This window comes from Pseudomonas sp. JH-2 (genome assembly GCF_036231725.1).
Taxonomy (GTDB): domain Bacteria; phylum Pseudomonadota; class Gammaproteobacteria; order Pseudomonadales; family Pseudomonadaceae; genus Pseudomonas; species Pseudomonas delhiensis.
Map to the genome: position 1 here is coordinate 137,679 of NZ_JAZAQP010000008.1, position 19,363 is coordinate 157,041.

Here is a 19,363-nt window from a genome sequence, read left to right on the forward strand (position 1 = left end):
CTGGGTGCATACGCAGCGCCCCGCGCCGCCCCTCATCCCCGCCAGGGGACGAGGGCACAGAGGAGTTCGAAGAACTTGGTGACTTCACTTTCGCCGGCCAGCCGCCGGCCCATATAGGAATACCCCGCATGTCCTTTTCCTCCCTCGGTCTCTCCGAGGCGCTGGCCCGCGCAGTAGAGGCGGCGGGCTACAGCCAGCCCACCCCTGTCCAGGAGCGGGCGATTCCCGCCGTATTGCAAGGTCGCGACCTGATGGTCGCGGCCCAGACCGGCACCGGCAAGACCGGTGGCTTCGCCCTTCCGGTGCTCGAGCGCCTGTTCCCCGAAGGCCACCCCGACCGCGAACACCGCCACGGCCCGCGCCAGGCGCGCGTGCTGGTGCTGACCCCGACCCGCGAGCTGGCCGCCCAGGTGCACGACAGCTTCAAGGTCTATGCCCGCGACCTGCCGCTCAAGAGCGCCTGCATCTTCGGCGGCGTCGGCATGAACCCGCAGGTCCAGGCCATGGCCAAGGGCGTCGACGTGCTGGTGGCCTGCCCCGGCCGCCTGCTCGACCTCATCGGCCAGGGCAGCGTCGACCTCTCCCACGTGGAGATCCTGGTCCTCGACGAAGCCGACCGCATGCTCGACATGGGCTTCATCCACGACGTCAAGAAGGTCCTCGCCAAGCTGCCGCCCAAGCGCCAGAACCTGCTGTTCTCGGCGACCTTCTCGAAAGACATCACCGACCTCGCCAACAAGCTGCTGCACAACCCCGAGCGCATCGAGGTCACCCCGCCGAACACCACCGTCGAGCGCATCGAGCAGCGCGTGTTCCGCATCCCCTCGGCGCAGAAGCGCGCCCTGCTGGCCCACCTGGTGACACTGGGCGCCTGGGAGCAGGTGCTGGTCTTCACCCGCACCAAGCACGGCGCCAACCGCCTCGCCGAATACCTGAGCAAGCACGGCCTGCCGGCCGCCGCGATCCACGGCAACAAGAGCCAGAACGCGCGCACCAAGGCCCTGGCCGACTTCAAGGCCAACGACGTGCGCATCCTGGTGGCCACCGACATCGCCGCCCGCGGCCTGGACATCGACCAGCTGCCCCACGTGGTCAACTACGAGCTGCCCAACGTCGAGGAAGACTACGTCCACCGTATCGGCCGCACCGGCCGTGCCGGGCGCAGCGGCGAGGCCATCTCGCTGGTGGCCCCCGAGGAAGAGAAGCTGCTCAAGGCCATCGAGCGCCTGACCAGGCAGCAGATTCCCGCCGGCGACACCCAGGGCTTCGACCCCGAGGCGACGCTGCCGGAAGTGGCCCTGCCCGAACCCAGGGAACAGCCCCAGCGCCAGCCGCGCAAGGACAAGGCCAAGCGCGAGCGCAAGCCCAAGGACAGGGAGCCGCAGCAGGCGCAACCTGCCGCCGAGGCCGCCCAGGCCGAAGACGGCGCCGAGCCGGGCGAGAAGTCCGCTGGCAAGCGCCGCCGCCGTGGCGGCCGCGGCAAGAAGAAGGGCGACGTCCAGGCCCAGGGCGAGCAGCAGGGCCAGCAGGCCCCGCGCGGCGACAGCCAGCCCAAGCCAGCCAGGCAACCCAAGCCGCAGGCCCAGGGCACGGACCGCGACCCCGAGGAGTTCCTCGACGACGACTACGACAACTTCGGCAACCGCGCCGACTACGTCAGTCCCTTCCCGGACAAGGACGTGGTCCGTGGCCAGCGCCGCCGTGGCGGCCAGGGCCAGGGCCAGCAGGCCCCGCAAGGCCAGCGCGCCCGCGGCCAGGGCCAGGGTCAAGGTCAGGGCCAAGGCCAGAAGCAGCAGGGCAAGCAGGGCCAGAAAGGCACCGGCCAGGGTGGCCAGGCCGGCCGCGGCAAGAACGCCAACGGCCAGGCCCGTGGCGGCCAGGGTGGCAACGCCCAGGGCAAGCAGCGCGCCGCCCGCAAGCGCGGCGGCAAGGGCCAACCTTCGCTGATGAGCGATGCACCGCTGCGCGAGCCGAGCGAGTACGGCGCCGCCAAGCCGACCCGCCAGCCGGTGGTGATCAACAAGCGCGACCTGGTTCGCGGCGACCGCTTCCCTACCGCCGAGCAGCTGGAAGAACTGGAACCGCGCCGCGACAAGGGCGAACGCCCGGCTCTGCTGACGCGCAACCGCTGATAGCCAGCCGTTGAAGAAACCGCCCCTTGGGGCGGTTTTTTCTTGTGGGCGGGAAAGGTGGCGCCGGGATGCTTCCGTAGGATGGGTTGAGTTCACGAACCCCCTGCGGCCGCGGTGATGGGTATCGCTTCGCGATACCCATCCTACGGAACTTGCCCGTGCGCAGGGCCTGTAGGAGCGAGCTTGCTCGCGAATTGGTTCGCGGCAGGCATTCGCGAAGAGCGCCCTCTCCCCAGCCCTCTCCCTGAAGGGAGAGGGAGCCGTCTGGCGTTGCTTAAAAGTCCAGCGTCATCCTGCAAGCCCGCTGTTTCCGGCGAGTACTGAAGAACCACTTCACGCCGAACAGTCCCCTCTCCCTTCAGGGAGAGGGTTAGGGAGAGGGAGCGGCGTTCAACCGACACTCAGTGGCCAAAGGGAAACACGGTTCGCGAGCAAGCTCGCTCCTGCAGGCAATAAAAAAGCCGCCCCAAGAGGCGGCTTCTTCATTCACCAAACGCTCAAAGCACCTGCCGCAAAAAGCTCTGCGCCCGCGGGTCGGCCGGCTGTTCGAAGAACTGCGCGGGCGGCGCGTCCTCCAGCAGCTTGCCGTGGTCGAAGAACAGCACGCGGTCGGCCACTTCGCGGGCGAAGCCCATCTCGTGGGTGACGCAGACCATGGTCATGCCTTCCACCGCCAGGGCCTTCATCACGTCCAGCACCTCGCCGACCATCTCCGGGTCCAGCGCCGAGGTCGGCTCGTCGAACAGCATCACCTTGGGGTCCATGCACAGCGCGCGGGCGATGGCCACGCGCTGCTGCTGGCCGCCGGACAGGCGCGAGGGGTACTCGTTGGCCTTCTGGCCGATGCCGACCTTCTCCAGCAGCGCCCGGGCCTTCGCCTCGCGCTCGGCCTTGCCGCGCTTGCGCACCACCTTCTGCGCCAGGCACAGGTTCTCCAGCACCGTCATGTGCGGGAACAGGTTGAAGTGCTGGAACACCATGCCGACCTCGCGGCGGTAGGCGTTGATGTCGGTCTTCGGGTCGGCCAGGTCGAGGCCGTCGATGCTCACCGAGCCGGAGTCGAACTCCTCCAGGCCGTTGAGGCAGCGCAGGAAGGTGGACTTGCCCGAGCCCGAGGGCCCGATCACCACCACCACCTCGCCCTTGTCCACGCGGGTGGTCACGTCGTCCACCGCGCGCACCACGTGGCCGCGGGTGTCGAACACCTTGGTCAGGTTGCGGACTTCAATCACTTTGCCCGAGCCTCCGTTCCAGCCGCCCGGCCAGGTGCGACAGCGGCAGGTTGATGACGAGGTAGAGCGCGGCCACGCAGAACCAGATCTCGAAGGTGGAGAACGAGGTGGTGATGGCCTCGCGGCCGCTCTTGGTCAGCTCGGTGATGGCGATCACCGAGACCAGCGAGGTGTCCTTGACCAGGCTGATGAACTGCCCGGCCAGCGGCGGCAGCACGCGCTTGAAGGCCTGCGGCAGGATCACGTGGCGCATCGACTGCGCCGCGTTCAGGCCCAGGGAACGCGCCGCCTCGTTCTGCCCGCGGGCGATGGACTGCACGCCGGCGCGGACGATCTCGGCCACGTAGGCGCCGGTGAACAGCGCCAGCGCCGCCACCCCGGCGAACTCGCGGGACAGGTTGAGCACGGTGCCGATGAAGAAGTAGAAGATGAAGATCTGCACCAGCAGCGGCGTCCCGCGCACCAGCTCGACATAGAGCGTCGACAGGTCGTGCAGCGTGGGGTTCTTCGACAGCCGGCAGAGGCCGGTGAACAGACCGATGGCAAGGCCGATCGCGCCGGACACGAAGGAGATCCACAGCGTGGTCCACAGGCCCCAGGCCAGCGGGCCGGCGGCCCAGTGGCGCTGCACGCCGACCACGTCGCCTTCGTCGACGTCGTCGTTCTCGGAGAACTGCAGGCTGTCGCCGGCCACGTTCAGCACCTGCTGCCGGCCGTCGTCGCCGACCAGGGTGACGCGGGCCTCGCGGCCGGAGTCCTCGATCTTCTCCACCCGCGACACGCTCTCGGCGCGCTGCGGCTCCTCCGCCTGGTAGGCGAAGTACTGGGGAACGCGGTTCCAGCGCCACTCGTAGGAGATCAGCGAGGTGGAATACCAGATGGCCAGGCCGATCAGCAGGAGGATCAGCGCGGTCAGCCCATGCCAGGGCCAGGTGGGGCGTTTGTTTCTAGTCACGTATCTGTACCGTGAAAATGCGAACGCGCAGGCCGGGGCCTGCGCGTCGGGTCGAACAGCTTGGGACGCGGATTATTCCATGTCCTTCAGCCAGTCGGTGCTCTTGAACCACTTGTCGTGCAGGCGATCGTAGGTTCCGTCCTCGTGGATCTGCTTGAGGAAGTTGTTGATGAAGTTGATCGAGTCGTAGTCGCCCTTCTTCAGGCCGAAGGCCAGCGGCTCGTAGGTGAACGGCTGGTCGAGGAACACCAGCTTGCCGGCGCCGAACTTGCCGACCGCGACTACGTTGTAGGGCGAGTCGTAGATGAAGGCGTCGGCCTTGCCGTTGACCACGTCCATGACCGCTTCGGGCTCGTTGTCGAAGCCGTGGTACTGGGCCTTGGCCAACTGCTTCTTGGCGACGAACTCGCCGGTGGTGCCGACCTTGGAGGTGATGCGGTACTTCGGATCGTTCAGGTCCTTGTAGGACTTGATGGTGCCTTCCAGTTCCTTGCGGATCAGCAGGGTCTGGCCGACCACCGCGAAGGGCTCGGTGAAGTTGATGCGCAGGTTGCGCTCCTGGGTCAGGGTCAGGCCCGAGCCGATCATGTCGAACTTGTCGGTCAGCAGCGCCGGGATGATGCCGTCCAGGCCGGTGGAGACCAGCTCCAGCTTGACGCCCATGGACTTGGCCATGGCCTTGAGCAGGTCGACCTCGAAGCCGACGATCTGGCCGCGCTTGTTGGTCATCTCGAACGGCATGTAGGTCGGGTCCATGCCTACCCGCAGGCTGCCGCGCTTGACCGCCTCGTCGATGGCGCCGGCCTGTGCCGCGGTCACGCCGACCAGGGCGCAGACGCCCGCCAGCAGCGATGCCAGATACTTTTTCATTCCCCACACTCCCAGACAGTCGAAATTGAATCGTGCGCACTCCGGCACGGCATCCAGTGGCGGTCTTTCTGCCGCGCAAAGCCTCGCCGGGCGCTGAAGGGTGCGAATCCTACCCTCTGTCGCCGTCCGTCGGGAGACTTTCTGGATCGATGGCGCAGGTTAACAGCAGTCCGGTGCCGGGAAAACCGTCGCGACGACCTGCCACTCCCCGCCGGGCGGCGGGGAGTGGCACGCCCTCAGGACTGCGCGGCCGGCATGCCCACGCCGGCGCCGGCCGGCGGCGCCAGGGGCAGCGCCGGGCTGTGCGCGTCGGCCTGCACCGACTTGCGCCAGGGCTCCAGCCAGTTCTCGTGGCCGCCTTCCCACACCTGCAGGTGCAGGCGCGACAGCGCCACCGGGTCGCTCAGCAGGGCCAGGCGGGCCTCGCCGGCGACGGCCTGCGGGCCGCCTTCCAGGGCCTGCTGCACACGCCGCTGGCGCGCCGCCTCGATGGCCTCGGAGCGGGCGTGGCGGGCGGTGCCCATGGCGCAGGCCAGGGCGTTGAGCAGCGGGTCGGAAACGCTGCGGACGAAGCCGTCCTTCAGCGCCTGCCAGCGGTTCTGGTAGGTGTACTCGTCGGTGGAACGCAACTCGCGCGGGGTGTCGTATTCCTCGGGGATGAGGAACAGCTTCTCGTCGCGCGAGGCCAGGCCCAGGTTGACGCGACTGGTGATCACCGACACCGGGATGGACAGCATCAGCGAACCGACGATGGGCGACAGCCACCACAGGAAGCGCGGGTTCAGCCACACCACCAGCAGCGCCCAGGCCAGGCCCAGCAGGGTCTGCATGCCATGGCGGCGCAGCGCCTCGCTCCACGGCGTGGCGTCATCGTCACGCTGCGGCGACTTCCACTGGGCTTCCCAGCCGAGGAAGGCGGCCAGCACGAAGCGGGTGTGGAAGAGCATGCGCACCGGCGCCAGCAGCACCGAGAAGAGCATTTCCAGGAGCATGCTCAGGGTGACCTTGACCACGCCGCCGTAGGCCCTGGCGCCCTTGGCCCAGATCAGCATGACGCTGAGCAGCTTGGGCAGGAACAGCAGTGTCAGGGTGGTGGAGAACAGCGCGATGGCCTTCTCCGGGTGCCACTGCGGCCAGATCGGGAACAGCTGGCGCGGCTCCAGGAAGTACTGCGGCTCCATCAGCTGGTGCACCGCCAGCAGCGCGGTGGACAGCACCAGGAAGAAGAACCACAGCGGCGCCGACAGGTAGGACATCACCCCGGTGAGGAACACCGCGCGGTGCACCGGGTGCATGCCCTTGACCAGGAACAGGCGGAAGTTCATCAGGTTGCCGTGGCACCAGCGGCGGTCGCGCTTGAGCTCGTCCAGCAGGTTCGGCGGCAGTTCCTCGTAGCTGCCCTCCAGGTCGTAGGCGATCCACACGCCCCAGCCGGCGCGGCGCATCAGCGCGGCCTCGACGAAGTCGTGGGAGAGGATGGCCCCGGAGAACGAGCCCTTGCCCGGCAGCGGCGCCAGGGCGCAGTGCTCGATGAAGGGCTTCATGCGGATGATCGCGTTGTGCCCCCAGTAGTGCGACTCGCCCAGCTGCCAGAAGTGCAGGCCGGCGGTGAACAGCGGGCCGTAGACGCGGGTGGCGAACTGCTGCATGCGCGCATAGAGGGTGTCCATGCCCGAGGCCTTGGGCGCGGTCTGGATGATCCCCGCCTCCGGGTTGGCTTCCATCAGCCGCACCAGCTTGGCCAGGCAGTCGCCGCTCATCACGCTGTCGGCGTCCATCACCACCATGTACCTGTACTGGCTGCCCCAGCGCCGGCAGAAGTCGTCGATGTTGCCGCTCTTGCGCTTCACCCGGCGCCGGCGCCGGCGGTAGAACAGCTTGCCGAAGCCCTTGGTCTCCTGGCACAGCTCGATCCAGGCCTGCTCCTCGGCCACGGCGATGTCGGCCTGGTAGGTGTCGCTGAGGACGAAGAAGTCGAAGTGGTCCAGCTCGCCGCTGGCCGCCACCGACTCGAAGGTGGCGCGCAGGCCGGCGAAGACCCGCGGCACGTCCTCGTTGCAGATCGGCATGACGATGGCGGTCCGCGCATCGGGCGCGATCGGCTCGTTGCCGGCGCTGCTGCCGGAGATGCGGTAGCGGTCGCGGCCGCTGAGCAGCTCCCAGAAGCCCATCAGCGCGGTCCAGAAACCGGCCGAGACCCAGCAGAAGAGGATGGCGAAGAGCAGCAGCACGCCGAACTGGATGAGGTACGGCAGCACCTGCTGGAGGGTCTGCAGCCAGGTCTGGCGGTTGATCTCCTCGAGGTCGATCAGCGCCCAGCCCTGGTACGGCAGGATGCCCTTCATGTAGTAGGTGGCGATGCTGGTCTGGCCGAGCATCAGCAGCAGCAGGATCATCCGGCGCAGCGAGCCGACCCGCTGCCAGCGCGCCTTGGGCAGGTCGCGCGCGGGTTTGGACGGGTTGCTGCGACCGAGCAGGCGACGCCAGCCGCGCACCAGCACGTTGGTCCGCCAGGGTTCGGGCAGCACCTTGGTGCGCTGGATCGGCGGGGCCGCCCTCAGGTAGGCGCGGCCGTTGTCGTCCAGGCCGAGCATGCCGGTTTCCTGCAGCTCCTGGCCGTAGCCGAGCAGCAGGCGCGGGCCGATGGAGCCCAGCGCCACGTCGTCGGTGGCGGCCGGCGCGGTGCCGGCCTCCTCCGCCAGGCGCTGGTGCAGGTCACTGAAGGAAGCGCTGCGCGCCAGGCGCTCGCGCCCTTCCGCGGTCAGCGGAAGGTGCTCGAGGTATTCGCCCAGCGAAGCCTTGTGGGTGGTGGTGTTATTCATCGGCAGGCAGCTGGTAGCTCCAGGTTTCGGACAGGGTCTGTCCATCTTTGACCAGGGCCGCACGCATTTCGGTCGGCTTCTTCGGATCCTTCACCTTGATCCGCAGGGTCAGGCGCCAGCCCTGGGTCACCGGGTTGTAGCGCAGGTTGTTCTCCTTGACCTCGGCATTGTCGTCGGTGCTCACCTGGGTGGTCACCGCGGCGTCGGCCGGCAGGACCTTGAGGTTGGCGCCCTCGAAGTCCACCACCAGGGCGGTGCTGCCGTCGGGCTGGCGGATCAGGTTGGCCTGCTTGACGTCACCCACCGAGCGCAGGGTCTGCTTGACCTGGGCGACCTTCTGCGAATGCAGGGCGTCCTCGTCCATGGTCCAGTGCATGCGGTAGGCGTATTCCAGCGGCTGGCCGGCTTCCGGGCGCTTCTCCGGGTTGAAGAAGGCGACGATGTTGTCGTTGGTCTCGTCCGGGGTGGGGATCTCGACCAGCTCGACGCTGCCCTTGCCCCACTCGCCGCGCGGCTCGATCCACAGGCTCGGGCGCAGGTCGTAGCGATCGTCCAGGTCTTCGTAGCGGCTGAACTCGCGGCCGCGCTGGAGCAGGCCGAAGCCTTTCGGGTTCTCCACCGCGTAGCTGCTCACCGAGAGATGTTTCGGGTTGTTCAGCGGGCGCCAGATCCACTCGTCGTTGCCGGCATGGATCTGCAGGCCGGTGGAGTCATGCAGCTCCGGACGGAAGTTGTGCTGCTCCGAGGGCTGGTTGGAGCCGAACAGGAACATGCTGGTCAGCGGCGCGATGCCGAGCTTGTTGACCTTGTCGCGCAGGAACACCTTGGCCTGCACGTCGACCACGGTGTCCTTGCCGGGGCGCAGGACCAGGCGGTAGGCGCCGGTGGCGCGCGGCGAATCCAGCAGGGCGTAGATCACCAGGTGCTTGTCCTGGGGCTTGGGCTTCTCGATCCAGAACTCGCGGAAGCGCGGGAACTCCTCGCCGGACGGCAGCGCGGTGTCCAGCGCCAGGCCGCGGGCGGACAGGCCGTAGACGTGGCCCTTGCCGACCACGCGGAAGTAGCTGGCGCCGAGGAAGGTAGCGATCTCGTCGAGCTTGTCGGCCTTGTTGATCGGGTAGAGCACGCGGAACCCGGCGTAGCCGAGGTCCTTGGTGGCATTGGCGTCGAACTGCAGCGAACCGAAGTCGAAACGCGCAGGATCGTACTTGATCTCCTTGACGCTGGTGGCCGTCACCTCGTTGATCTTCACCGGGGTGTCGAAGTGCATGCCCTGGTGATAGAAGCTGAGCTTGAACGGCTCCTTCTCGTCGGCCCAGTAGGCCTTGTCCATGCGGAAGCGAATCTGCTGGTAGTCGGCGAACTTCATTTCGCTGAATACCGACGGCAGGTTGCTGGCCGGCGCGCTGTACTTCTCGCCTGCCAGTTTCTTCGCCTCGCCGGCGACGTCATCGATGTTGAAAGCCCAGGCGTGACTGGCGCCCAGAGCCAGGAAAGCGGAGCCGACCAGCATCAGGTCGCGCAGGAAATTACGGGAAGCGGTGTGTTGAACGGAACGAAAAATCACGAGTCCCCCTCGTCCGTGAACTTGAAAAAACCAAGGCCGGCCCTGGCAATGCCAAGGTGCCGGCGATTGAATTCCGACCCCGGTGAGCCCGAATGATTCCCCGCGATCGCGAAGAACCCTTGCCCGGCCTTGCGGCCTGGGCTTCCGGGGAGCCATTGTTCTAGTCGCATGCGAGTTGCCATCATCCTGCGGCCCGATTACGGACTGCCGCCTGTTCACGCCTCCAGAAGAAAGGTCACCGGCCCGTCGTTGACCAGGTGGACCTGCATGTTGGCGCCGAACCGGCCGGTAGCGACCAGCGGATGACGGGCTCGTGCCTGATCCACGAGATGTTCGAACAGCTCGGCGCCCCGGGCCGGCGGCGCCGCGCTGGAAAAACTCGGCCGCAGGCCCTTGCGGGTATCGGCGACCAGGGTGAACTGCGAGACCAGCAGCAGGCCGCCGCCGGTGTCGCCCAGAGAAAGGTTCATCTTACCTTCAATATCGGCGAACACTCGATAGTTAAGCAGCTTGTGCAGCAACCGCTGGGCGCTCGCCTCGTCGTCCTGCGGCTCGACCCCGACCAGTGCCAGCAGGCCCTGGTCGATGGCGCCGACGATTTCCCCGTCGACTTCCACCCGCGCGGCGCTCACGCGCTGGATCAGCGCCTTCATTCGGCCTCCGGGGGCAGGTTCAGCAGGCGCCGGCCGATCTCGTTGGTGGCGCGCACCAGGGCATCGGCGATGCCCGGCTCGCTGGCCGCGTGGCCGGCGTCGCGGACGATCTGCAGCTCGCTGTTCGGCCAGGCCTTGTGCAGCGTCCAGGCGTTGTCCAGCGGGCAGACCACGTCGTAGCGGCCGTGCACGATGACGCCGGGCAGGTGGGCGATGCGGTGCATGTCGCGCAGCAACTGGTCCGGCTCGAGGAAGGCGGCGTTGACGAAGTAGTGGTTCTCGATGCGGGCGATGGACAGCGCGCGGTGCGGGTCGCTGAAGCGGTCGACCACCGCCGGGTTGGGCCGCAGCGTCGCGGTGCGCCCTTCCCAGGTGGACCAGGCGCGCGCGGCGTGCATCTGGGCGATCTGGTCGCTGCCCACCAGGCGCTTGCGGAAGGCCTGCATGAGGTCGCCGCGCTCGTCCGCCGGGATCGGCGCCAGGTAGTCCTCCCAGTAGTCGGGGAACAACTGGCTGGCGCCCTCCTGGTAGAACCAGCGCAGGTCCTGCGGGCGGCACAGGAAGATGCCGCGCAGGATCAGCGCGTGGACGCGCTCGGGATGCGCCTGGGCATAGGCCAGCGACAGCGTCGAGCCCCAGGAGCCGCCGAACAGCACCCACTTCTCGATGCCCAGGTGCTGGCGGATGCGTTCCATGTCGGCCACCAGGTGCCAGGTGGTGTTCTCGTCCAGGCTGGCGAAGGGCGTGGAACGGCCGCAGCCGCGCTGGTCGAAGGTGACGATGCGGTACAGGTTGGGGTCGAAGAAACGCCTGGACAGGGCGTCGCAACCGGCACCCGGGCCGCCGTGCACGAAAAGCACCGGCAAGCCGTCCGGTATGCCGCTCTCATCCACGTAGAGGACGTGCGGTTCGTCGACGGCCAGCTGGTGCCGGGCGTAAGGCTTGATTTCCGGATACAAAAGCTGCATGGCGCACTCCTGAATCTTTACGTACGGTCCGTCCCTCGACCGGATACCATCCCTTGCGTGTCGGGCATGATACCTGTGCCCGCGCAAAACCGATAAAGGAGTTCACTCGGGATGCCGAGGAAGTTGTATCTTTGCCTGCTGTGCGTCATTTGTCTGCTGGGCGGGTGCAGCGGCGACTCCCCCCAGGGCCAGTTGAACGACGCGGTGCGCCAGTTGCAGCGCAACCTCGACGAGCGCGCCACCAGCGCCGTGCTGGCGCAGCTGCACGAGGATTTCCGCGCCCAGGGCGAATACGACCGCGACTGGGTGCGCCGGACCCTGGCGCAGGTATTCGTCCAGCAGCCGCGGGTGCGCTTCATCACCCTGGGCCGCAGCAGCCGCGTCGACCGCAACTACGCCGACGTCGGCCATTCCCGGGCGGAACTGGCGCTGACCGGCGGCGACGGCCTGCTGCCCGAGCGCCGGCGCAACCGCCCCTACAGCGTAAGCCTGGAATGGCGGCACGACGGCGACACCTGGAAGCTGGCGAGGCTCGACTGGCGATGAACCCACTGCAACACCGCATCCGCGCCGCCGGCCTGCTGGTCCGCGAGCAGAGCATCCTGCTGGTGCGCCACGAGGTGGCCGGCGACGTCTACTGGATCCCCCCGGGCGGCGGCTTCGAGTCGCAGTGCGACCGCTCGACGCGCGACACCGTGAAGCGGGAATGCCGTGAAGAAACCGGGCTGGAAGTGGAGGTCGGGCCGCTGGTGTACGTCCGCGAATTCGCCGAGCCGCTGGCCGGGCGCTTCCACATGGAGCTGTTCTACCGCATCGACGCCTGGCGGGGCGAGCTGAGCCTGGACAACCTGCGGGGCCTGGGCGGCGACGAATTCGACATCCGCGAGGTGGCCTGGGTGCCACGTGCCGACCTGGGCGCCCTGCCCTCCTTCTACCCCGCCGAGCTGCTCGACGACGTCTGGGAGCGCCTGGCCGCGCCGGCGCCGCTGATCCGCCACCTGGGCCTGCAGGTGTGAAACGCCGCTGGCTGCTGCCGCTCGCCGCGCTGCTGGCCCTGCCGATGTTGCTGCCGGAGCGGCCGGTCATCCCGGTGCAGGGCGCCAGCCAGCGGGACTGGAACCGCCGCTCCTTCTGGTACGAGCCCTGGGGCATCTCCGGGGTGCACAAGGGCATCGACATCTTCGCCGAGGCCGGCACCCCGGCGCTGTCGCCGGTCCCGGGGCTGGTGCTGTACCGCGGCGAGATCGGCCTGGGCGGCAAGGTGGTACTGATCCTCGGGCCGAAATGGCGCCTGCATTACCTGGCGCACCTGCAGGCCTGGAACGTGGCGCCGCTGCAGCCGGTGGGCCGCGGCCAGGTGGTCGGCGCGGTGGGCAGCTCGGGCAATGCCGCCGGCAAGCCGCCGCACCTGCACTACGCGGTGCTGTCGCTGCTGCCGCGGCCCTGGGCGGCGACCGACGAGACCCAGGGCTGGAAGAAGATGTTCTTCATCGACCCCGGGCGGTTCCTCCAGGCGCCCTGAGCGGCGAACTTTGGAAACACTCCCGGCGTGGCCGCAAGCCAAGCATCTGCGCTACGGTGCCGGGCTCCCCGTCCCTGAAAAGGAGTTCGACATGCTGGCCAGGATCCTCGCCCTGCCCCTGCTGCTGTGCCTCGCCCTGCTCGCCGGCTGCGGCAAGGACGACCCGCAGGCCGCTCTGGAAGCCGCCGTGCAGCAATTGCAGGCGAACATCGAAGCGAAGAAGACCGGCGCCGTGCTCGACCAGCTGGCCGGCGACTTCCGCGCCCAGCAGGTCAACGACCGCGACTGGGCCCGGCGCACCATGGCGGTCCTGTTCCTCCGCCACCAGAACATAGGCGTGCTGGCCCCGGCGAAGAACAGCTGGATCGACCCGGCGGTGTCGCGCCGCGGCTACACCGAGGCCAAGGTCGGCCTGACCGGCGCCGAGGGGCTGATCCCCGACAGCGCAAGGCTGTACGACGTGAAGCTGGAATGGTGGCTGGAAGACGGCGAATGGAAGCTGGCGCGGTTGGATTGGGAGTGACGCTCGCGCCGTCCCCTGCGCGCGAATCGCGGACGAAGTCCGCTCCTACAGGTCGCCCTGAGGCACGGCATTCCCACCCGTAGGAGCGGAACTTTTCCGCGATAGCCGGACGTATCGGCGCGATTCGCGGATGAGATCCGCTCCTACGCTACCCCACCCACGCCATTCCGATGTAGGAGCGCGCCCTGCGCGCGAATCGCGTTTCCCGGCAGCCACGGTGCCTGGGGTTGGCCTCGCCCCTCTCCCCCAACCCTCTCCCGCAAGCGGGAGAGGGGGCCGTCCCGAGCGGCTGGAAAATCAGGCGTCATCCTGACCCGTAGGGCGCATAACGCCTACGGCGTTATCCGCCGTTTTCATTGGCCAGCTGCTGGGCACGGTCGTAGGAGCGGACTTTGTCCGCGATAGCCGGAGGTTCCGGCGCGATTCGCGGATGAGATCCGCGCCTACGCTGCCTCACCCACGCCATTCCCCTGTAGGAGCGCGCCCTGCGCGCGAATCGCGTTTCCCGGCAGCCACGGTGCCTGAGGTTGGCCCCGCCCCTCTCCCCAACCCTCTCCCGCAAGCGGGGGAGGGGGCCGTCCTGAGCGACTGGAAAATCAGGCGTCATCCTGACCCGTAGGGCGCATAACGCCTACGGCGTTATCCGCCATTTTCATTGGCCAGCGGCTGGGCACGGTCGTAGGAGCGGACTTTGTCCGCGATAGCCGGAGGTTCCGGCGCGATTCGCGGATGAGATCCGCGCCTACGCTGCCTCACCCACGCCATTCCCCTGTAGGAGCGCGCCCTGCGCGCGAATCGCGGGCAGGGCCCGCTCCTACAGTGCGCAACGGCGGATAATCGCAAACGGTTATTCGCCCTACATCGGCGTCAACGGCCGTAACGCTCGCGGCCCCAGGCCAGGAAGGTTTCCAGCATCCGCCGCAGCACCGCGGCGGTCGGGGCGGCCAGGTCTTCGCGGTAGGCGAAGGGCGCTTGCTCGTCCATGTAGTTGCACTGCGCGAGTTCCAGCTGCACCGCGTGCACGTCCTGCTGCGGCTGGCCGTAGTGGCGGGTGATGTGGCCGCCCTTGAAGCGGCCGTTGAGCACGTGGCTGTAGCCTTCGGCTTCTGCGCACACCGCCTGCAGGCGTTCGGCGAGGTCGGCCGGGCAGCTGTTGCCAGAGTTGGTGCCGATGTTGAAGTCCGGCAGGCGGCCGTCGAACAGGTGCGGGATGTGCGAGCGGATCGAGTGGGCGTCCCACAGCAGGGCATAGCCGAACTCGGCCTTCAGCCGCGCCAGCTCCTCGGCGAGCGTTCGGTGATAGGGCGTCCAGACCTCCGCCAGGTAGCGCGCGCGCTCTTCGGCCGAGGGCGCCTGGCCTTCGTGGAACAGCGGGCGGCCGTCGAACAGGGTGTCCGGGTAGAGGCCGGTGGTGGCCGTGGAGTACAGCGGCTTGTCGTCGGCCGGGCGGTTGAGGTCGATGACGTAGCGCGAGTAGTTGGCGGCCAGGGTGCTGGCGCCCAGCTCGCGGGCGAAGTCGTACAGGCGCGGGATGTGCCAGTCGGTGTCGGCCAACTCCTTCGCCTCCTCCACCAGGCCGTTCTCCACCGCCGGGGTCAGGCGGGTGCCGGGGTGCGGCATGCTCACCAGCAGCGGCACGCGGCCGCGGCTGAAGCTCAGTACGTTATCCACAGGAGACTTCCTCTGCGTGACGGATGATGCGCTTGGGCAGGTCGCCGCCGAGCCAGTAGGCCAGCTCGGCCGGGCGCTGGATGTCCCAGGCGACGAAGTCGGCGAGCTTGCCCGCCTCCAGGCTGCCGTGGTCGGCTTCCAGGCCCAGGGCGCGGGCGGCGTGCAGGGTGACGCCGGCCAGGGCTTCCTCGGGGGTGAGGCGGAAGGCGGTGCAGCCCATGTTGAGCATCAGGCGCAGCGACAGCGCCGGCGAGGTGCCGGGGTTGAGGTCGCTGGCCAGGGCGATGGCCACGCCGTGCTTGCGCAGGGCTTCCATCGGCGGCAACTGGGTTTCGCGCAGGACGAAGAAGGCCCCCGGCAACAGCACCGCGACGGTGCCGGCCCTGGCCATGGCGATGGCGTCTTCCTCGGTCATGAATTCCAGGTGGTCGGCGGACAGCGCCTGGTAGCGCGCCGCCAGGCTGGAGCCATGCAGCGACGACAGTTGCTCGGCATGCAGCTTCACCGGCAGCCCCAGCGCCTTGGCGGCCTGGAACACCCGATCGACCTGCGCCGGGGAGAACGCCAGGTGCTCGCAGAAGGCGTCCACCGCGTCCACCAGGCCTTCCTGCGCCAACGCCGGGAGGATTTCCGAGCAGATCAGCTCGATGTAGTCGTCCGCGCGGCCGGCGTATTCCGGCGGCAGGGCGTGGGCCGACAGGCAGGTGGCGCGCACCGTCACCGGCAGTACCTCGCCCAGGCGCCGGGCCACGCGCAGCATCTTGCGCTCGCTGGCCAGGTCCAGGCCGTAGCCGGACTTCACCTCCAGCACGGTCACGCCGTCGGCCAGCAATGGCCGCGCGCGCTTGATGGCGCTGGCCAGCAGCTCCTCCTCGCTGGCCTCGCGGGTGGCACGCACGGTGCTGGCGATGCCGCCGCCGGCGGCGGCGATCTCGGCGTAGCTGGCGCCCTGCAGGCGCAGCTCGAACTCGGCGCTGCGGTCGCCGCCGAACACCAGGTGGGTGTGGCAGTCGATCAGTCCCGGGGTCAGCCAGGCGCCGCCCAGGTCATGGCTGCGCTGCACCTCGTGCAGCGGCAATTCGGCATGGGGGCCGATCCAGTGGATGCGCGCGCCCTCGGTGAGGATGGCGGCGTCCTCGATGATCGAGTACTTGCCGCCGGCCATGGTGGCGGCATGGCAGTTGTGCCAGAGCTGTTTCATTGCAGTCTCCCGATGCTCGCGCCGACGTTCTGCAGCGCCCGGCGGTCGGCCAGCAGCGCGGCGGCGCGGGCGATGTCCGGGGCCAGCCAGCGGTCGGTGTCGTAGGCCGGTACCTGTTCGCGCAGCAGCTCCCAGGCCCGCGTGGTGCCGGCGCCGAAGCGTTGTTCCTTGAGGAACTCGAAAGCCTGGGCGGCCAGCAGGTACTCGATGGCGAGGATCTGCTGGCAGTTGCCGATGCAGCGGCCGAGCTTGAGCGCGGCGCTGGTGCCCAGGCTCAGGTGGTCTTCCTGCAGGCCCGAGGTGACGTAGTTGTCCACCACCGCCGGCTGCGCCAGCTGGCGGTTCTCGCCGGCCAGGGCAGCGGCGACGTACTGCACGATCATCATCCCCGAGTTGACCCCCGGCTGGCTCACCAGGAATGCCGGCAGGCCGCTGACCAGGGGGTTGATCAGGCGGTCCAGGCGGCGCTCGGCGACGCCGCCCAGCTCGGCCACGGCGATGCACAGCAGGTCGGCGGCCATGGCCACGGATTCGCCGTGGGGGTTGGCCTGGGACACCACCCGGTAGTGCTCGGGCGTGCCCAGCACCAGCGGGTTGTCGTTGGCCGAATTCAGTTCGATCTCCACCTGGCGCGCGGCATGGGCCAGCTGGTCGCGGCAGGCGCCGTGGATCTGCGGCATGGAGCGCATGCTCAGGGCGTCCTGGGTGCGGATGCCGCGGCTGCTGGCGAGCACTTCGCTGCCATCGAGCAGCGCCCGCAGGTTCTCGCCCACCAGCTGCGCGCCGGGGTGCGGCTTGAGCGCGAGGATTTCCGCGTCGAAGGCGTCGGTCTGCCCGCGCAGGGCTTCGAAGCTCATGGCGCCGATGACGTCGGCCCAGTGCGCCAGGCGCGTGGCGTCTTCCAGGGCCAGGCAGCACAGGCCGGTCATGCAGGGCGTGCCGTTGACCAGGCTGAGCCCGTCCTTGGCGCCCAGCTCCACCGGCGCCAGGCCTTCGGCGTCCAGCGCTTCGGCGGCGCTGACGATGCGCCCCTGGTAGCTCACCTCGCCGACGCCCAGCAGGGCCACCCCGACGTGGGCCATGTGCGTCAGGTAGCCCACCGAGCCTTGGGCCGGCACGCGCGGGGTGATGCCACGGTTGAGCAGTTCCAGCAGCGCCTGCACCACGCGGCGGTGCAGGCCGGACTTGCCGAGGCTGTAGTTGGCGATGGCGACGCAGATGATCGCCCGGGTCTGCTCGTCCTTCAGCGCCTCGCCGACGCCGCAGGCGTGGCTGAGCAGGGTGTTGCGCGACAGCTGGGCCAGTTGCTCGCCTTCGAGCACCACGTTGCACAGGGCGCCGAGGCCGGTGCTGATGCCGTAGGCGCGTTCGCCGCGCTCGACGATGCGCTCGACGATGGCGCGGGCGTTGTCGATGCGCGCCCAGGCCGCCGCCGACAGCTCCAGGCGGGCGCCGTGGCGGGCCACGGCGACCACGTCCTGCCAGTGCAGGGACGCGTCGCCGAAGGTGATGATGGAAGCGGAGGACATCGGAACTCCCGGACTACAGGTTGGCCACGCGGCGCTGGACGAAGCGGTCGACGTACTCGTCGGCCGGCTGGTGGAGGATTTCCCGCGGCGCGCCGACCTGGATCAGCTGGCCGTCCTTGAGGATGGCGATGCGGTTGCCGATGCGCACCGCTTCATCCAGGTCGTGGGTGATGAAGACGATGGTCTTGTGCAGGGTCTTCTGCAGCTCCAGCAACTGGTCCTGCATGTCCGCGCGGATCAGCGGGTCGAGGGCGCTGAAGGCTTCGTCCATGAGGATGATGTCGGTGTCCGCGGCCAGCGCCCGGGCCAGGCCGACGCGCTGGCGCATGCCGCCGGAGAGCTGGTGCGGGTAGGACTTCTCGTAGCCCTTCAGGCCCACGGTGGCGATCCATTGCAGCGCCCGCTCCTGGCACAGCGCCTTGTTCTCGCCACGGACCTTCAGGCCGTAGGCGACGTTGTCCAGCACACTCTTGTGCGGCAGCAGGCCGAAGCTCTGGAACACCATGCTGATCTTGCGCCGGCGGAAGTCCTCCAGCTGGCGCGCGTCGTAGCGCAGGATGTCCTCGCCGTCGACCAGTATCTCGCCGCTGGTGGGGTCGATCAGGCGGTTGAAGTGGCGCACCAGGGTCGACTTTCCGGAGCCGGACAGGCCCATGATGACGAAGATTTCACCGGCCTCGATGGACAGCGACAGGTCGTTCACCCCGACCACGCAGTCGGTGGCGGCCAGCACCTCGGCCTTGCTCTTGCCCTGGCGGATCATCGCCAGCGCGGCGTCGGCGCGGGCACCGAAGATCTTGTAGACGTTCTTGACCTGGATCTTGCTCATTTGCTGGCCTCGTGGTGACGCGAGCGGCCGTAGGCCTGGGTGATGCGGTCGATGACCACGGCGAGGATGACGATCGCAAGGCCGGCCTCCAGGCCCTTGCCGACGTTGAGGGTCTGGATGCCCACCAGCACGTCCTCGCCCAGGCCGCGGGCGCCGATCATCGAGGCGATCACCACCATCGACAGGGCCATCATGGTGGTCTGGTTGATGCCGGCCATGATGCTCGGCAGGGCCAGCGGCAGCTGCACGCCGAACAGCTGCTGGCGGCGGTTGGCGCCGAAGGCGGTGACCGCCTCCATGACCTCGCGGTCGACCTGGCGGATGCCCAGGTCGGTGAGGCGGATCAGCGGCGGCGCGGCGTAGATCACGGTGGCGAAGATCGCCGGCACCTTGCCCAGGCCGAACAGCATCAGCACCGGGATCAGGTACACGAAGCTGGGCATGGTCTGCATGATGTCCAGCAGCGGCAGCAGGATGGCGCGCAGGCGGTCGCTGCGCGCGGCGAGGATGCCCAGGGGGATGCCGATCAGCACCGAGATGATCGTGGCCACCATCATCAGCGCCAGGGTCTGCATGAGCTTGTCCCACAGGCCCACCGCGCCGACCAGGAACAGCAGGCCGGTGATCACCAGGGTCGGCACCAGGCGCCGCGTGGCGTGCCAGGCGATGCCGGCGACGATCGCCAGCATCAGCCACCAGGGCGTGGCGCGCAGCAGGCTCTCGAGGTTGACGATGGCCCACAGCAGGGTGTCGGAAATGTGCCGGAAGACGTCGCCGTAGTTGGTCACCAGGGCGTCGACCCAGCCGTTGACCACGTCGGCGATGGAGAAGGTGAAGCGTTCAGGGAACATGGCGCTTACTCGCAAGGGTTGGGCATCGCCGGGGGAGC

The 19,363-nt window shown here is 68.4% G+C and carries 17 protein-coding genes; 5 read left to right on the top strand and 12 right to left on the bottom strand.

Going from position 1 to position 19,363, the window contains the following annotated elements; all coding sequences use genetic code 11:
* Positions 1 to 128 precede the first annotated feature (128 nt).
* The gene (locus VV867_RS08180; protein WP_275628356.1) at positions 129 to 2,132 is read left to right on the top strand and encodes a DEAD/DEAH box helicase; all 2,004 of its coding nucleotides are present in this window, start codon (positions 129 to 131) and stop codon (positions 2,130 to 2,132) included.
* A gap of 497 nt (positions 2,133 to 2,629) precedes the next feature.
* Here the strand turns inward: VV867_RS08180 and VV867_RS08185 are convergent, their stop codons facing one another.
* The 7 genes from VV867_RS08185 to pip form a co-directional block, all read right to left on the bottom strand.
* Positions 2,630 to 3,364, bottom strand: a complete 735-nt coding sequence (locus VV867_RS08185) for an amino acid ABC transporter ATP-binding protein (protein WP_109937231.1) — start codon at positions 3,362 to 3,364, stop codon at positions 2,630 to 2,632.
* Positions 3,357 to 4,319, bottom strand: a complete 963-nt coding sequence (locus VV867_RS08190; RefSeq protein ID WP_109937230.1) for an amino acid ABC transporter permease — start codon at positions 4,317 to 4,319, stop codon at positions 3,357 to 3,359. Before VV867_RS08190 ends, VV867_RS08185 begins: the two co-directional genes overlap by 8 nt.
* Before the next feature lie 72 nt (positions 4,320 to 4,391).
* Positions 4,392 to 5,189 (bottom strand): transporter substrate-binding domain-containing protein, encoded by a 798-nt coding sequence (locus VV867_RS08195; RefSeq protein ID WP_109937229.1) that lies wholly within the window; start codon positions 5,187 to 5,189, stop codon positions 4,392 to 4,394.
* A 236-nt stretch (positions 5,190 to 5,425) separates the two neighbouring features.
* A complete protein-coding gene (mdoH, locus tag VV867_RS08200; protein ID WP_109937228.1) occupies positions 5,426 to 8,011 on the bottom strand; it encodes a glucans biosynthesis glucosyltransferase MdoH in 2,586 nt (861 codons plus the stop codon).
* Positions 8,004 to 9,578, bottom strand: coding sequence for a glucan biosynthesis protein G (locus VV867_RS08205; protein WP_109937227.1), 1,575 nt, complete (start codon positions 9,576 to 9,578; stop codon positions 8,004 to 8,006). The genes mdoH and VV867_RS08205 overlap by 8 nt, the downstream gene beginning before the upstream one ends.
* Positions 9,579 to 9,793: 215 nt before the next feature.
* Positions 9,794 to 10,231, bottom strand: coding sequence for a D-aminoacyl-tRNA deacylase (gene dtd, locus VV867_RS08210; RefSeq protein WP_109937226.1), 438 nt, complete (start codon positions 10,229 to 10,231; stop codon positions 9,794 to 9,796).
* Entirely contained in the window at positions 10,228 to 11,199 is a 972-nt protein-coding gene (gene pip / locus VV867_RS08215) for a prolyl aminopeptidase (protein ID WP_109937225.1), read from the bottom strand. Before pip ends, dtd begins: the two co-directional genes overlap by 4 nt.
* A 111-nt stretch (positions 11,200 to 11,310) precedes the next feature.
* On the opposite strand from pip, the gene VV867_RS08220 reads away from it, so the two are divergent.
* The 4 genes from VV867_RS08220 to VV867_RS08235 all read left to right on the top strand — a co-directional run bounded on the left by VV867_RS08220 (position 11,311) and on the right by VV867_RS08235 (position 13,244).
* On the top strand, positions 11,311 to 11,745 hold the full coding sequence (locus VV867_RS08220) for a hypothetical protein (protein WP_109937224.1): 435 nt from the start codon (positions 11,311 to 11,313) through the stop codon (positions 11,743 to 11,745).
* Positions 11,742 to 12,215, top strand: a complete 474-nt coding sequence (locus VV867_RS08225) for an NUDIX domain-containing protein (RefSeq protein ID WP_109937223.1) — start codon at positions 11,742 to 11,744, stop codon at positions 12,213 to 12,215. Before VV867_RS08220 ends, VV867_RS08225 begins: the two co-directional genes overlap by 4 nt.
* A gap of 44 nt (positions 12,216 to 12,259) precedes the next feature.
* Positions 12,260 to 12,721, top strand: a complete 462-nt coding sequence (locus tag VV867_RS08230) for a M23 family metallopeptidase (RefSeq protein ID WP_177412144.1) — start codon at positions 12,260 to 12,262, stop codon at positions 12,719 to 12,721.
* Positions 12,722 to 12,812: 91 nt separating this feature from the next.
* Complete coding sequence (locus tag VV867_RS08235) at positions 12,813 to 13,244, top strand: hypothetical protein (RefSeq protein ID WP_328566071.1); 432 nt, start codon at positions 12,813 to 12,815, stop codon at positions 13,242 to 13,244.
* A gap of 867 nt (positions 13,245 to 14,111) precedes the next feature.
* Here VV867_RS08235 and hutG read toward each other — a convergent pair.
* From hutG to VV867_RS08260, 5 genes are read right to left on the bottom strand one after another with little or no spacing between them, the layout of a single operon-like run.
* On the bottom strand, positions 14,112 to 14,915 hold the full coding sequence (gene hutG / locus VV867_RS08240) for an N-formylglutamate deformylase (protein WP_328566072.1): 804 nt from the start codon (positions 14,913 to 14,915) through the stop codon (positions 14,112 to 14,114).
* A complete protein-coding gene (gene hutI / locus VV867_RS08245; protein WP_328566073.1) occupies positions 14,908 to 16,116 on the bottom strand; it encodes an imidazolonepropionase in 1,209 nt (402 codons plus the stop codon). Before hutI ends, hutG begins: the two co-directional genes overlap by 8 nt.
* Positions 16,113 to 17,645: a histidine ammonia-lyase gene (gene hutH, locus VV867_RS08250; protein ID WP_275628349.1), complete on the bottom strand. Its 1,533-nt coding sequence runs from the start codon at positions 17,643 to 17,645 to the stop codon at positions 16,113 to 16,115. Before hutH ends, hutI begins: the two co-directional genes overlap by 4 nt.
* Positions 17,646 to 17,658: 13 nt before the next feature.
* A complete protein-coding gene (locus VV867_RS08255; RefSeq protein ID WP_328566074.1) occupies positions 17,659 to 18,474 on the bottom strand; it encodes a quaternary amine ABC transporter ATP-binding protein in 816 nt (271 codons plus the stop codon).
* Positions 18,471 to 19,325, bottom strand: a complete 855-nt coding sequence (locus tag VV867_RS08260) for an ABC transporter permease (protein ID WP_043313138.1) — start codon at positions 19,323 to 19,325, stop codon at positions 18,471 to 18,473. Before VV867_RS08260 ends, VV867_RS08255 begins: the two co-directional genes overlap by 4 nt.
* Positions 19,326 to 19,363 lie beyond the last annotated feature (38 nt).

Excerpts from the sequence above, each read along its gene's own strand:
- VV867_RS08180 (WP_275628356.1), top strand. The coding sequence starts at position 129 with ATGTCCTTTTCCTCCCTCGGTCTCTCCGAGGCGCTGGCCCGCGCAGTA.
- VV867_RS08195 (WP_109937229.1), bottom strand. The coding sequence starts at position 5,189 with ATGAAAAAGTATCTGGCATCGCTGCTGGCGGGCGTCTGCGCCCTGGTC.
- mdoH (WP_109937228.1), bottom strand. The coding sequence starts at position 8,011 with ATGAATAACACCACCACCCACAAGGCTTCGCTGGGCGAATACCTCGAG.
- dtd (WP_109937226.1), bottom strand. The coding sequence starts at position 10,231 with ATGAAGGCGCTGATCCAGCGCGTGAGCGCCGCGCGGGTGGAAGTCGAC.
- pip (WP_109937225.1), bottom strand. The coding sequence starts at position 11,199 with ATGCAGCTTTTGTATCCGGAAATCAAGCCTTACGCCCGGCACCAGCTG.
- VV867_RS08220 (WP_109937224.1), top strand. The coding sequence starts at position 11,311 with ATGCCGAGGAAGTTGTATCTTTGCCTGCTGTGCGTCATTTGTCTGCTG.
- VV867_RS08225 (WP_109937223.1), top strand. The coding sequence starts at position 11,742 with ATGAACCCACTGCAACACCGCATCCGCGCCGCCGGCCTGCTGGTCCGC.
- VV867_RS08230 (WP_177412144.1), top strand. The coding sequence starts at position 12,260 with ATGTTGCTGCCGGAGCGGCCGGTCATCCCGGTGCAGGGCGCCAGCCAG.
- VV867_RS08235 (WP_328566071.1), top strand. The coding sequence starts at position 12,813 with ATGCTGGCCAGGATCCTCGCCCTGCCCCTGCTGCTGTGCCTCGCCCTG.
- hutI (WP_328566073.1), bottom strand. The coding sequence starts at position 16,116 with ATGAAACAGCTCTGGCACAACTGCCATGCCGCCACCATGGCCGGCGGC.
- hutH (WP_275628349.1), bottom strand. The coding sequence starts at position 17,645 with ATGTCCTCCGCTTCCATCATCACCTTCGGCGACGCGTCCCTGCACTGG.
- VV867_RS08255 (WP_328566074.1), bottom strand. The coding sequence starts at position 18,474 with ATGAGCAAGATCCAGGTCAAGAACGTCTACAAGATCTTCGGTGCCCGC.
- VV867_RS08260 (WP_043313138.1), bottom strand. The coding sequence starts at position 19,325 with ATGTTCCCTGAACGCTTCACCTTCTCCATCGCCGACGTGGTCAACGGC.